We start from the raw sequence: 13132 nt of genomic DNA on the forward strand, positions 1-13132 counted from the left end.
CCGGCCTTTTATCCGCATCCGAGCCGGTGAGGTGTCGCACCGGCGGGGGCCCGGTCAGTTCGAGCTCTTGCCGGTGGACACCCAGATGGTGACCTTGCCGCCCTTCTTCGGGTTGTAGTCCTCCAGATACTTCGGGTTCTGGCTGGTCACCGCGCCCTTGCCCCACTGCTGCTCGTCGGTCTGCTTGATCGTGTACTGCCAGCCCGCCGCCTTGATGCAGGCGACGACCGAATCCACGTAGATCGACGTGAAGTCCGGCATCGTCATGACGTCCGGGTCGTTCGAGATCAGGTCGTTGTGCGCCTTGGTGCACTTGTCGGGGTCGATCGTGCGGCTCTGGTCGCCGTTCACGACGTCGCCCGCGCCGGTGCCCGTGGTCGGGTCGGTGGACGCCTGGGTCGAGGACGAGGTCGTCGGGCCGCCCGACTGGTCGTCCGCGCTGGGGCTGCCCTTGCCGCCGCCGCTGTTGGCCAGGACGATCGCGACGATCACCGCGATGGCCACGACCACGACGGCCGCGCCGGCGATCAGCGCAGTGTTGGACTTCCCGCCGCCACCGGTGCCGCCGCCGTGACCGCCGACACCGCCGTGACCGCCTATTCCGCCGCCCGGGAGACCGCCCGCGCGCTGCTGCGGCATCTGCTGCTGGTGCTGCATCTGGGGCGCCATGTTGTACGCCGGGGTCGGCGGCGGCGTCTGCGACTGCTGCGGGTAGCCGTACGCCGAGGGCAGGGACGGGGCCGGCGCGGGCTGCCCGTAACCGCCCTGCTGCGGATTGCCCGGCGCGTACGGCGTCCGCATCTGCGGCGGCGGGGTCTGGAGCGGGCCCTGCGCGTACGGGAAGACCGACGCCGCCACGTCCTCGCCGCGGTTGCTGGTGGTCGGCGCGGAGCCGGACATCAGCGGCATCGTGTCGCGCCGCGTGGCCGCCAGGACCCGGTCCGACTCGTCGTGCATCGCGTCCGCGGTCGGGAAGCGCTCCGCGGGGTTCTTGCGCAGCGCGCGCGCCACCAGCGCGTCCACGGCCGGGCCCAGCGCGCGGTTGAACGTCGACGGCGCGGGCGGGATCTCCTGTACGTGCTGGTACGCCATCGCCAGCGGCGAGTCCGCGTCGAAGGGCAGCCGCGCGGTCAGCAGCTCGAAGAGCATGCAGCCGACCGAGTACAGGTCGGAGCGCTCGTCCACACCGCGCCCCAGCGCCTGCTCCGGCGACAGGTACTGCGGGGTGCCGACCACCATGCCGGTCTGCGTCATCGAGGTGACACCGGACTGCATGGCGCGCGCGATGCCGAAGTCCATGACCTTGACCACACCGCGCTTGGTGATCATCACATTGCCGGGCTTGATGTCCCGGTGGACCAGGCCCATCTCGTGGCTGACCGCGAGCGCCGCCAGCACGTCCCCGGTGATCTTCAGGGCCTTGTCGGCGGGCATCGCGCCGTGCTGCGCCACATCGGCGGCCAGCACGTCGCCGAGCGGGCTGCCCTCGACGTACTCCATGACGATGTACGGCACGAGCTGGCCGTCGATGGTGTCCTCGCCGGAGTCGAAGACGGAGACGATGTTGGTGTGGTTCAGCTTCGCGACGGACTGCGCCTCGCGGCGGAAGCGCTCGCGGAAGGACTGCTCGTTGCCCAGGTTGGTGTGGAGGGTCTTGACCGCCACCGGCCGGTCGAGCACGGTGTCGTGTGCCAGGTGCACAGACGCCATGCCGCCCTGGCCCAGCAGGTCGCGCAGCACGTACCGCCCGCCGCCGACCGAGCGCCCCGTGTACTCGCCCTGCGTGGCGTCCCCGCTCATCTGTACCGCTACCCCCTGGAAAGTCCACCGGGGAGAGCGTCGCACCGGTACCTGTGGTTACCTGTGGCGATATTCGTCCCCGAGCTTGCCCGCCAAGTCTGGCCCATCGCACGGACACGTCAAGTTCGTTGACCATCTCGTCACCTGACGCACATCGGGCACGCACATGCTGTGTATCGCCGCGGGACCGCCGTATTGAGGGGCTGTGACGCGGACGTGTGCCCGGCGGAGCACGCGAAAGCGGTACGGTGGCCGCTCCGGGGCATCCGTACGATACGGGCGTCCGCGCGCGCCCGCCCGGACGATGACCGCGTACGAACGACGGCGAGGACTGATGGTCGACCCCAAAGAGACGGCCCCGGGCCCCGGAGCGTCGGAGACATCCGGCCAGTGGGGCGTGGGCACCGTCGTCGGCGAGGGCCGCTACCGGCTGACCGGGCGGCTCGGCCGCGGCGGCATGGCCGAGGTCTTCGCGGCGGAGGACGTACGCCTGGGCCGGATCGTGGCGGTGAAGCTGCTGCGCACCGACCTCGCCGAGGACCCGGTCTCCAAGGCCCGCTTCACCCGCGAGGCCCAGGCCGTCGCGGGTCTGAACCACCACGCGGTGGTCGCGGTCTACGACTCCGGCGAGGACCGTACGCCCACCGGCACCGTCCCCTACATCGTGATGGAGCTGGTCGAGGGCCACACCATCAGGGACCTGCTCTCCAGCGCCGAGCCGCCGCCCGTCGACCAGGCGCTGCTCATCGTCTCCGGCGTCCTCGAAGCGCTGGCCTACAGCCATCAGCACGGCATCGTGCACCGCGACATCAAGCCCGCCAACGTGATCATCACCACGAACGGCGCGGTCAAGGTCATGGACTTCGGCATCGCGCGGGCGCTGCACGGCGCCCAGAGCACGATGACGCAGACCGGCATGGTCATGGGCACCCCGCAGTACCTCTCGCCCGAGCAGGCGCTCGGCAAGGCCGTCGACCACCGCAGCGACCTGTACGCGACCGGCTGTCTCCTCTACGAGCTGCTGGCGCTGCGTCCGCCCTTCACCGGCGAGACGCCGCTTTCGGTGGTCTACCAGCACGTCCAGGACGAGCCGCAGGTCCCGTCGCAGATCAGCGACCGGGTGCCGCCCGAGCTGGACGGCCTCGTGCTGCGCGCGCTCGCCAAGCAGCCGGACGACCGCTTCCAGAGCGCCGAGGAGATGCGCGGCGTCGTCCAGTACGCGCACCAGGCGCTCGTCCAGCAGGGCGGCTGGACCGGCGGCATGTGGAACACCGGCGTCATCGCCCCCGTCGCGGGTCCCCGTACCGGCGGCCTGTCGCCGACCGTCGTGGCGCAGGGGCGCCCCGGCAACAGCACCACCGCCGAATTCGGCGCCCCGCTGCTCGCCGGGATCTCCGGCACCGGTGACGACGACGGCGGTCAGGGCTACGGCGAGCGGCCGCCGGGCGGCGGCGGCAACCGCTGGCTCAAGCCGGTGCTCTTCGCCATCGCCGCGGTGCTGGCCATCGCGCTGGGCGTCTACTTCGCCACGCGCGGTACCGGCGGGGACGGCGGCGCGCCCGCCAACTCCCCGTCGCCGTCGGTGACCCAGGACACGGGCACCCCGTCCGACCCGCCGTCCACGGAGCCGACGGACACCGGGTCCAACCAGACCGACCCGACCACGACTCCGGCGACGACCCCGCCGACGACTCCGTCCACCACCCCGGCGACGACTCCGTCCACCACGCCCCCCACCACCCCGCCGACGACTCCGCCGACCACTCCCCCCACGACGCCGGCGACCACTCCGCCCACCACCCCGCCGACGACCCCGCCCACGTCGGACGCGGCCACCCCGGATAACTGACACCCTCACGGGCAGTGCCCCTACGGGCGCAGGGCCCCTCCTCCGGGGCGCGACCCCGGGCGGGTCCTCCGCCGGGGCGGCAGGCCGTGTTTTTAGGGGCGTGGCCCCGGGCGAGTCCCTTGCGCTGGGCGGCACGCCGATCTTTTAGGGGCGCGGGGAACTGCGCGCTCAGCCAGCGCGGTGGCGCGGGCGAAAAACCGGCCCCAGCGGGGCAGATGCTGTTGTTTTCGGGCTGCGAGCCCGGTGGGGGCTGGTGGCGCAGTTCCCCGCGCCCCTAAAAAGATCGGCGTACCGCTCCTGCGCAGGGGCACCCCCAAAGACTCGGCGTGCTGCCCCGCGCAGGGGCACCCCTGAAGACGCGGCGTACCGCCCTGCGTAAGGGCACCTCCCTAAGGACTCGGCGTACCGCCCTGCGTAAGGGCACCCTCTTGGGGGGCGGCCGTTAGGACGTGAAGGCGTCGATGACGGCGCCGTATTCGGCCGTCCACCAGACGGCCAGGGCGGAGGCGGGCGGGAAGAGGGGATCGCTGCGGGGGTCACGCCGCTGATAACGCCACTGGAGCATCCAGAAGTCGTTGAGGCGTTCCCACCAGACGCGGTGGACGGCGGCGGCCAGCTCGGTGACGGGAACCCCCGTCGCGGAGCGGTAGGCACGAGCGTAGGAGCGGATCTTCCGCAGGTCGAGACGCCCGTCCAGCGGGTGGACGAAGAAGATGGCGGCGGCGCGTACCGCCTCCTCGGCACGCGGCTGCACACCGAGCCGGTCCCAGTCGACGATGGCGGCGGGCTCCTCACCGCGGTAGAGCAGGTTGAGAGGGTGGAAGTCGCCGTGCACCCAGCCGCTGACCGTCCCGTCGGCGTCCGGCGGTCGGCGGTGGGCGTGGCGGCGCAGCAGGGCGCGGCGCTCCAGCAGCCGGTGCTCGGCGAGTTCGTCGAAGGCGTCGCGCGGCCGGTGCCGGCGTACCAGCGCGAGCAGTTCGTCGATCTGCGCGTACGTACGGTCGGGGTCGGCGCTCGGGTGGTGGCGCTGGTCCTCCGGCGGGGGCGGCTGCACGCGGGCGAGCCCGGTGTGCACCATGCCGAGCAGCGTGCCGAGCCGCCGCGACTGCGTGGCGGTCAGCTCGGTGCCCTCGCGGTGCCTGCCCTCGATCCAGGGGAAGAGCGCGTATCCGTGGCCGCCGAGCCGCGCGACCGTACGATCGCGGGAGTCCGGCAGGGGCGCGGCGACGGGCAGTCCGAGGCCGACCAGACCCCGCGTCGCGCGGTGCTGCCGGGCGATCACGCCGGGGTCCGCGGTGTCCCGTGCGACGTACTGCTTGAGGAAGAACCGGCCGCGGGTGGTGGTCACCTCGTAGCCCTTGTTGAGCAGTCCCCGGGGAACGGGTACGCAGGTGAGCGGGGTACCCGCGTCCTCGTAGCGGCGCAGCAGAGCGGTCAGCGAAGCCCGCGCCGGCGGCACCTTCGCCGTGCCCGTCACGTGCAGAAGCGTAGATCACCGTGACACCCCGCCCGCGCGGACTGGCGCCGACCCCCTGGGACGTGCTAGGGCATATGCCTCCGGCCGCCTTCGGCCTGCATGCGGGCCACGTACGCGGCGGCCTGGGTGCGCCGCTCCATGCCGAGCTTGGCGAGCATCGAGGACACGTAGTTCTTCACGGTCTTCTCCGCCAGGTGCAGGCGTTCGCCGATCTGGCGGTTGGTGAGGCCCTCGCCGATCAGGTCGAGGATGCGGCGCTCCTGGCCGGTCAGGTCGGCCGTACGGTCGTCGCCCTCGGAGCGCGCGCCGCCGTGCCGGAGCCGGTCCAGGACCTTGGCGGTCGCGACCGGGTCCAGCAGCGACTTTCCCGCGGCCACGTCGCGGATGGCGTCGATCAGGTCGTTGCCGCGGATCACCTTGAGCACGTATCCGGCGGCGCCCGCCATGATCGCGTCGAACAGCGCCTCGTCGTCCGCGAAGGACGTCAGCATCAGGCATTTGATCGACGGGTCGTGCGAGCGGACCTCGCGGCACACCTCGACGCCGCTGCCGTCGGGCAGCCGTACGTCGAGCACCGCGACGTCCGGGCGGGTGGCCGGAATGCGCGCCACCGCCTCCGCGGCGTTCCCGGCCTCGCCGACTATCTCGATTCCCGGCTCGGCCGAGAGGAGTTCGTGCACCCCGCGCCTGACCACCTCGTGGTCGTCGAGCAGGAACACGCGGATTGTGGGGCTGTTTCCTTCTACAGGCACCTGCCCAGCGTCGCACCGCCGGGAGTTCCCCGCCTCTTACGGACAGCGGGCCCCGCCTCTGCCGGACGACAGCCCGCGCCTCTTACGGACGACAGCCCGCGCCTCTTACGGACGACGGCCCGCGCCTCTTACGGACGACAGAGCCGCCTCTTACGCACTTTCCGTATCCGGGATACGGTGCGGTTGTCCCGGTGGCCTGCGGTAACGCGTATTTACTAGGAACTCCAAGCAAAACCGCAGGTCGGACGGCTTCGCGCGATTGCGTGGGTTATAGGTAACGTCTCTGTTGCAGGCCACTTAGCCGGGGCACTGTCACGCCTGGCTCGGCCATGCCGCACACACCCCGTGCGCCGCGTCGTACCAGGTGAGCCGCACACTGGCTGCCCGGCGGATCCCGGGGGCCGGACAGACGGAGGAGCGAACGTGAGCGTGAAGAGCACTGCCGCTGGGGCCACCCCCGCCAGGAGCGGGGGGCGAAGCACCGCCACTCCCGCCAAGGGCAGGGGACGGACCACCCGCGCAGCAGGCGCCAAGCGCCGTGGCACCGAGCCCGAACTCGTACAGTTGCTGACGCCCGAGGGCGAGCGCGTCGAGCACGGCGAATACTCCATCGACCTGACGTCGGAAGAGCTGCGTGGCCTGTACCGCGACATGGTGCTGACCCGCCGTTTCGACGCCGAGGCGATCACCCTGCAACGCCAGGGCGAGCTGGGCCTGTGGGCCTCGCTGCTCGGCCAGGAGGCCGCGCAGATCGGTTCGGGGCGGGCCACCCGCCCGGACGACTACGTCTTCCCGACCTACCGCGAGCACGGTGTGGCCTGGACCCGTGACGTGGACCCGCTCAACCTGCTCGGCATGTTCCGTGGTGTGAACCACGGCGGCTGGGACCCCAACGAGAACAACTTCCACCTCTACACGATCGTCATCGGCTCGCAGACGCTGCACGCCACCGGCTACGCCATGGGCGTGGCCAAGGACGGCGCGGATTCGGCCGTCATCGCGTACTTCGGCGACGGCGCCTCCAGCCAGGGCGACGTGGCGGAGGCGTTCACCTTCGCCGCCGTCTACAACGCGCCGGTCGTCTTCTTCTGCCAGAACAACCAGTGGGCGATCTCCGAGCCGACCGAGAAGCAGTCCCGCGTGCCGATCTACCAGCGCGCCGCCGGATACGGCTTCCCCGGCGTCCGCGTCGACGGCAACGACGTCCTCGCGGTGCTCGCCGTCACCCGTGCGGCCCTGGAGCACGCGCGCAGCGGCCAGGGCCCGATGCTGGTCGAGGCGTTCACGTACCGGATGGGCGCCCACACCACGACCGACGACCCGACCCGCTACCGCGCCGACGAGGAGCGCGAGCAGTGGGAGTCGAAGGACCCGATCCTGCGGCTGAAGACGTATCTGGACAAGCAGGGCCTGGCCGACGAGGCGTACTACGCGTCGATCGAGCAGGAGAGCGACGTACTGGCCAAGCGGGTGCGCGACGGCGTACGCACGATGGAGAACCCGGACACCATGGCGATCTTCGAGAACGTCTACGCCGACGGGCACGCGCTCGTCGACGAGGAGCGCGCGCAGTTCGCCGCGTACCTGGCCTCGTTCGAGTCCGAGGGCGCCGCTTCCGGAGAGGGACGCTGACATGACCCAGATGTCCATCGCCAAGGCCCTGAACGAGTCGCTGCGCACGGCGCTCGACAACGACCCGAAGGTCCTCGTCATGGGTGAGGACGTCGGCAAGCTCGGCGGCGTCTTCCGGATCACCGACGGCCTCCAGAAGGACTTCGGGGAGGGGCGCGTCATCGACACCCCGCTCGCCGAGTCCGGCATCGTCGGCACCGCGATCGGCCTCGCGCTGCGCGGCTACCGCCCGGTGGTCGAGATCCAGTTCGACGGCTTCGTCTTCCCGGCCTACGACCAGATCGTCACGCAGCTCGCGAAGATGCACGCCCGCGCGCTCGGCAAGATCAAGCTGCCGGTCGTCATCCGTATCCCGTACGCGGGCGGCATCGGCGCGGTCGAGCACCACAGCGAGTCGCCCGAGGTGCTGTTCGCGCACGTCCCCGGCCTGAAGGTGATCACGCCTTCGAACGCCTCCGACGCGTACTGGATGCTCCAGCAGGCCATCGAGTGCGACGACCCGGTGATCTTCTTCGAGCCGAAGCGGCGCTACTGGGACAAGGGCGAGGTCGACACCTCGGCCGTGCCCGGCTCCCCGCACAAGGCGGTCGTGGCCCAGGAGGGCACCGACCTCACGCTCGCCGCGTACGGTCCGATGGTGAAGGTCTGCCTGGAGGCTGCCGCGGCCGCCTCGAACGAGGGCCGTAGCCTGGAGGTCGTGGACCTGCGCTCGCTCTCGCCCCTCGACTTCGACACTCTCCAGACGTCCGTGGAGAAGACCCGCCGCCTGGTCGTCGTGCACGAGGCCCCGGTCTTCTACGGCACGGGCGCGGAGATCGCGGCCCGGATCACCGAGCGCTGCTTCTACCACCTCGAGGCCCCGGTACTGCGGGTGGGCGGTTTCCACGCCCCGTACCCGCCGGCCCGCCTGGAGGAGGAGTACCTGCCCGGCCTGGACCGCGTACTCGACGCCGTCGACCGCGCGCTGGCGTTCTGAGGAGAGGGTTGTGACGACCATGACCGCACCTGCACAGCGCTTCCGCGAATTCCGGATGCCGGATGTCGGCGAGGGCCTGACCGAGGCGGAGATCCTCAAGTGGTACGTGGCCGTCGGTGACACCGTCACCGACGGGCAGGTCATCTGCGAGGTGGAGACGGCGAAGGCCGCCGTCGAGCTGCCCATTCCGTACGACGGGGTGGTGAGCGAGATCCGCTTCGGCGAGGGCACGACGGTGGATGTCGGTACGCCGATCATCGTGGTGGACGCCGGGGGGGACGGGGCCGCAGGGTCCGCCGATTCGGCCGGTTCCGCCGGGGTTACGGCTGCGGAGCCGCCCCCCGTGGAGACTCCCGCCCCCGAGGCCCCGCCCGCCGAGCCCAAGCGGCAGGCGGTGCTCGTCGGATACGGCGTCGCGCCGTCGGCCACGACGCGCCGTCCGCGCAAGCAGGCGGCCCCTGACGTACCGGCCGCTGCCGTACCGGCCGCTGCCGTACCGGCCCCTGACGTACCGGCCGCTGCCGTACCGGCCCCCTCCGTACCGGCTCAGGCCGCCGAGCTGAACGGTCACGACCGTGCGGCGGCGGTGGACCGGCCGCTGGCCAAGCCGCCGGTACGGAAGCTGGCCAAGGAGCTGGGCATCGACCTGGCGACCGTGGTGCCGACCGGGCCGAACGGCGTGGTGACCCGCGAGGACATCCGCGCGGCGGCGGCCCCGCCGGCCGCGCTTCCGCCGGTGACGGCCGCGCCCGAGCCGCTTTCGGCGACCGCCGGTGCCCGGGAGACGCGTATCCCGATCAAGGGCGTCCGCAAGGCCACCGCCCAGGCGATGGTCACCAGCGCCTTCACCGCGCCGCACGTCACGGAATTCGTGACGTTCGACATCACGCGGACGATGAAGCTGGTCCAGGAGCTGAAGGAGGACCGCGCCTTCACGGGCGTACGGGTCGGCCCGCTGCTGCTGGTCGCGAAGGCCCTGCTGGTCGCACTCAAGCGGCACCCCGAGGCGAACGCCGCGTGGGACGAGGCCGCGCAGGAGATCGTCCACAAGTCGTACGTCAACCTGGGGATCGCCGCCGCCACCCCGCGCGGTCTGATCGTCCCCAACATCAAGGACGCGCACGACAAGACGCTCCCCGAACTGGCCGCCGCCCTCGGCGAACTGGTCGCCACCGCCCGTGACGGCAAGACCTCGCCGGCCGCGATGCAGGGCGGCACGGTGACCATCACCAACGTCGGTGTCTTCGGCGTGGACACCGGCACGCCCATCCTCAACCCGGGCGAGTCGGCGATTCTCGCCTTCGGCGCGATCAAGCTCCAGCCCTGGGTCCACAAGGGCAAGGTGAAGCCGCGTCAGGTCACCACGCTCGCCCTCTCCTTCGACCACCGCCTGGTCGACGGCGAACTCGGCTCCCGCGTGCTGGCCGACGTGGCCGCCATCCTCGAACAGCCCAAGCGGCTGCTCACCTGGGGCTGACACCGTCACCCGCACGGAGGGCCCGGACGCACAAACGTCCGGGCCCTCCGTCGTGCGTGCGTCCCACCCATTCGTCCCCTTTTATGCTGCCATCACCCCATGGCCGTCTCCGTCTCCGTCGTCCTGCTGCTCCTCGTCCTCGCCGCCATGATGATGCGCAACAAGTCCCTCAAGCCCAGCCACGCCATCATCTGCGTCCTCCTCGGCTTCTGCCTCTCCTCCACCAGCCTCGCCCCCACCATCCAGTCCACGATGAACTCCACCGCCTCCCTGGTCAGCACGATCCGCCCCTGACGAACGCCGCTGCCGCCCGCAGGACCATGAGCGGCCCCTCCACGGCCGCCACCATGGCGAAGGGGAACCGGTCGAGTTCGAGGCAGAGCGCGATGTCGTCGGGGTGCACTCCTTCGCGGACCCCCTCCGCCAGCTCGGCGGCGGCGCGCGACGTGGCGGCGCGGCGCAGGAACTCGGCGGCGTCCGTTCCGGCCCCGGCGGCCCGCCCGGCGATGTACTGAGCGCACGCCAGGTCTTCGTCGGCCTGCCCGTCCTCGCCGGTGACCACGAAGGTGACGCCGTCGCCCGCGTGCGCCCGCAGGTGGTCGGCCGTCGCCTCCGCCACCACGAACGCGGCGCACAGCACCAGCGGCGCGTCCTTCACCGCGAGCGCGCCGACCGTCCCCGCCGTGGTCTTCTGTACGACGGTCCGTCCCTCCAGGTCGAGCGACCGCATCAGGCCCGGTGAGTTGACGGTGTCGAACCCCGGCGCGGGCGCACCGTCCTTGACCGCCACCCAGTCCGGATGCCGGGCCTTGAGTGCCAGCGCCTCGTCCAACGACCCGGCCAGCACCACCTTCTCCGCCCCCCGCCCGAGCGCCCAAGCCGCCACGGTGAACGCCCGCATGACGTCCACGACCACCGCCACGGCCGGCGCCCGGCCCAGCTCGCCGAGCCCACCGATCCCGAGAAATGAAGTCTCCATACCGACCATGCTCGCGCCCGTCCACCCCGAACAGCCTGGGGATTACCGCTCGTCGCCCTCGCCCTCACCGTCGCCCGAGGGGCGGCAGGTCCAACTCGGCCCAGACCGTTTTGCCCACGTCCAGGGGGACGACGGCCCAGCGGGCGGCGACGGCCGCGACGATCAGTAAGCCCCGGCCGGACTCGTCGTCGTCGCTCACGGCCTCGGGCGCCTGGGGCCGCCGCTCCCCGCGCGCGTCGGTGACGCCCACCCGCAGCACGTTGTCGGCCAGCCGCACCTCGACCCGGAACAGCCGCCCGGCCACCCGCCCGTACCGGACCGCGTTGGTCGCCAGCTCGCTCACCAACAGCCCGGCGTCCCGGGCCACTTCGGGGTGCCCCCACTTCTCCACCAGCTCGGCGGTCCGCACCCGCGCCCTGCTCACACTCCGCGCCGTCGGTGCGTACAGGCATGTGTCATACGTCGTCTCCGCGTCGCCCATCCCGGCGACCTCCCAGCCTCGCGCGTCAGCCCGCGCACGGTCCCTGGCGGTGGCGTTGCCCCCACGCCCTCCGCCCCACCCGGGCATGACGCAGCGGTGCACTTCCGCCGTGCGGCGCCGCTGTGCGAGCGGGTCGTCACCGACGGTAGAGGGTTCCCTTTCTTGGGTGCAACCTTCTTGGAGAAACATATCTCCGTAACTGGCTTGCCGCTGCGGAAGATCGGTTGCAGACTGAGTCCGCTTCCAGGGAGGTGGCGACCCGTGGCAACCAGCCGGGCAGATGTGGGCAATCGCGTATCGACCGTGCTCGCCCGCAAGTTGGGCGGCGAACTGCTCCGCCTGCGCGAGGCCGCCGGACTGACCCAGCCACGCGCGGCGGAAGTGCTCAGCGCGTCGGTGGCCAAGGTGACGAAGATGGAACGGGGCTGGGTCCCGTTCCGCGACCCCGACGTCATCGCCCTGTGCAAGCTCTACGGCGTCACGGACTCCGTCGTGCTCGACCGGTTGCTCGGTCTGGCGAAGACCGACCGCGACCGCCGGAAGGCAAAGGGCTGGTGGAACCAGCACCCCGCGCTGTCCGACATGGTGGAGTACGTCGCTCTGGAGGACATCGCCACCCACATCCGAACCTGGCAACAGGCGATCGTGCCCGGCCTGCTCCAGACCCCGGACTACGCTCGCGCCCTCGCGGTGGGCAACGGAAATTGGGACGACCCCGACGAGATCGAGCCGTTCGTGGAGTCGCGGATGGCCCGCCAGGTCCGGCTCACCGGTGAACAGCCACTCCAGCTCTGGGCAGTCGTGCATGAAGGCGCGCTACGCCAACTCGTCGGTGGACGACACGTGATGCGCGCCCAGTTGGACCACCTGCGAGAAGTGGCTCGACTGCCCAACGTGAAGATCCAGGTGCTGCCCTATTTGGCCGGCGCGCATCCCGGCATGACCAGCGCTTTCACCATCGTCTCGTTCGCGGAACCCGGCTCGATAGACGTGGTGCACATGGACACCACCTCGTCTACGCTCTGGCTGGAGAGCGAGCACGATGCCGCCCGTGAGGGCGCGATCTTCGACCGGCTCGTGCGCCTCTCCTTGGCGCAGCACAATTCGGCTGCGCTCATCGATGGGATCCTCAAGGAGACGTAGGGCGTGCCCGAGTTCCATTTCACCAAGTCGAGCTACAGCGGCGGGAACGCCGGGCAGGAATGCGTCGAGGTGGCGACCAACGTGCCCGGCACCATACGTGTCCGCGACTCCAAGGACCCGGACGGTCCGGCCCTGGCCTTCACTCCCTCGGAGTGGACCCACTTCCAACAGGCCCTGACGACAGGCACATTCGCAACGTAAGGGGATGCGCGATGAGGCACTGCGAGTTCAAGAAGTCCAGCTACAGCGGCCCGGACCCTGCGGGTCAGGAATGCGTTGAGGTCGCCGTCAACGTGCCCGGCACCGTACGTGTCCGCGACTCGAAGAACCCCGAGGGTCCGGCCCTCGCCTTCACCCCCGTCGAGTGGACGCACTTCCAACGGGCCCTGGCATCGGGCGCATTCGCAAGGTAGGCGGAGCGCGATGACGCAGTTCGACTTCGTGAAGTCGAGCTACAGCACTGCGAACGGCGAATGCGTTGAGGTCGCCGTCAACGTGCCCGGCACCGTACGTGTCCGCGACTCGAAGAACCCCGAGGGTCCGGCCCTCGCCTTCACCCCCGTCGA

Annotated in this window: 14 protein-coding genes; 9 read left to right on the forward strand and 5 right to left on the reverse strand. The window is 70.9% G+C overall.

Annotation, left to right across the window (positions count from 1 at the left end; translation table 11 throughout):
• Nucleotides 1–54 precede the first annotated feature (54 nt).
• Nucleotides 55–1800: a protein kinase gene (locus ACFZBB_RS14675; RefSeq protein WP_391121621.1), complete on the reverse strand. Its 1746-nt coding sequence runs from the start codon at nucleotides 1798–1800 to the stop codon at nucleotides 55–57.
• A gap of 334 nt (nucleotides 1801–2134) precedes the next feature.
• Here ACFZBB_RS14675 and ACFZBB_RS14680 point away from each other — a divergent pair, with 334 nt between their 5' ends.
• Nucleotides 2135–3649, forward strand: coding sequence for a protein kinase (locus ACFZBB_RS14680; protein ID WP_391121624.1), 1515 nt, complete (start codon nucleotides 2135–2137; stop codon nucleotides 3647–3649).
• Nucleotides 3650–4091: 442 nt separating this feature from the next.
• Here the strand turns inward: ACFZBB_RS14680 and ACFZBB_RS14685 are convergent, their stop codons facing one another.
• Entirely contained in the window at nucleotides 4092–5126 is a 1035-nt protein-coding gene (locus tag ACFZBB_RS14685; protein WP_391121627.1) for a phosphotransferase, read from the reverse strand.
• Between the two features lie 65 nt (nucleotides 5127–5191).
• Complete coding sequence (locus ACFZBB_RS14690) at nucleotides 5192–5878, reverse strand: response regulator (RefSeq protein WP_391121630.1); 687 nt, start codon at nucleotides 5876–5878, stop codon at nucleotides 5192–5194.
• A gap of 423 nt (nucleotides 5879–6301) precedes the next feature.
• On the opposite strand from ACFZBB_RS14690, the gene pdhA reads away from it, so the two are divergent.
• The 4 genes from pdhA (at nucleotide 6302) to ACFZBB_RS14710 (ending at nucleotide 10257) form a co-directional block, all read left to right on the forward strand.
• Nucleotides 6302–7510, forward strand: a complete 1209-nt coding sequence (gene pdhA / locus ACFZBB_RS14695) for a pyruvate dehydrogenase (acetyl-transferring) E1 component subunit alpha (RefSeq protein ID WP_391121633.1) — start codon at nucleotides 6302–6304, stop codon at nucleotides 7508–7510.
• 1 nt (nucleotide 7511) lies between these two features.
• Nucleotides 7512–8486: an alpha-ketoacid dehydrogenase subunit beta gene (locus ACFZBB_RS14700; RefSeq protein ID WP_355336735.1), complete on the forward strand. Its 975-nt coding sequence runs from the start codon at nucleotides 7512–7514 to the stop codon at nucleotides 8484–8486.
• 10 nt (nucleotides 8487–8496) lie between these two features.
• A complete protein-coding gene (locus ACFZBB_RS14705; protein ID WP_391121636.1) occupies nucleotides 8497–9963 on the forward strand; it encodes a 2-oxo acid dehydrogenase subunit E2 in 1467 nt (488 codons plus the stop codon).
• 99 nt (nucleotides 9964–10062) lie between these two features.
• On the forward strand, nucleotides 10063–10257 hold the full coding sequence (locus ACFZBB_RS14710) for a hypothetical protein (RefSeq protein ID WP_391121639.1): 195 nt from the start codon (nucleotides 10063–10065) through the stop codon (nucleotides 10255–10257).
• Here ACFZBB_RS14710 and ACFZBB_RS14715 read toward each other — a convergent pair.
• Nucleotides 10238–10942: a 2-phosphosulfolactate phosphatase gene (locus ACFZBB_RS14715; RefSeq protein WP_391121642.1), complete on the reverse strand. Its 705-nt coding sequence runs from the start codon at nucleotides 10940–10942 to the stop codon at nucleotides 10238–10240. The genes ACFZBB_RS14710 and ACFZBB_RS14715 overlap by 20 nt on opposite strands.
• A 64-nt stretch (nucleotides 10943–11006) precedes the next feature.
• Entirely contained in the window at nucleotides 11007–11423 is a 417-nt protein-coding gene (locus ACFZBB_RS14720; protein WP_391121645.1) for an ATP-binding protein, read from the reverse strand.
• A gap of 282 nt (nucleotides 11424–11705) precedes the next feature.
• Between ACFZBB_RS14720 and ACFZBB_RS14725 the strand changes: the two genes are divergently transcribed.
• The 4 genes from ACFZBB_RS14725 to ACFZBB_RS14740 all read left to right on the forward strand — a co-directional run.
• A complete protein-coding gene (locus ACFZBB_RS14725; protein ID WP_391121648.1) occupies nucleotides 11706–12566 on the forward strand; it encodes a Scr1 family TA system antitoxin-like transcriptional regulator in 861 nt (286 codons plus the stop codon).
• A 3-nt stretch (nucleotides 12567–12569) separates the two neighbouring features.
• Nucleotides 12570–12767: a DUF397 domain-containing protein gene (locus ACFZBB_RS14730; protein WP_391121651.1), complete on the forward strand. Its 198-nt coding sequence runs from the start codon at nucleotides 12570–12572 to the stop codon at nucleotides 12765–12767.
• Between the two features lie 11 nt (nucleotides 12768–12778).
• The gene (locus ACFZBB_RS14735; RefSeq protein ID WP_391121653.1) at nucleotides 12779–12979 is read left to right on the forward strand and encodes a DUF397 domain-containing protein; all 201 of its coding nucleotides are present in this window, start codon (nucleotides 12779–12781) and stop codon (nucleotides 12977–12979) included.
• A gap of 10 nt (nucleotides 12980–12989) precedes the next feature.
• Nucleotides 12990–13132 (forward strand): DUF397 domain-containing protein (locus ACFZBB_RS14740; RefSeq protein ID WP_391122270.1); only part of this gene is annotated, 143 nt, incomplete at its 3' end.

It is taken from the genome of Streptomyces sp. NPDC008139, assembly GCF_042957025.1.
GTDB lineage: Bacteria > Actinomycetota > Actinomycetes > Streptomycetales > Streptomycetaceae > Actinacidiphila.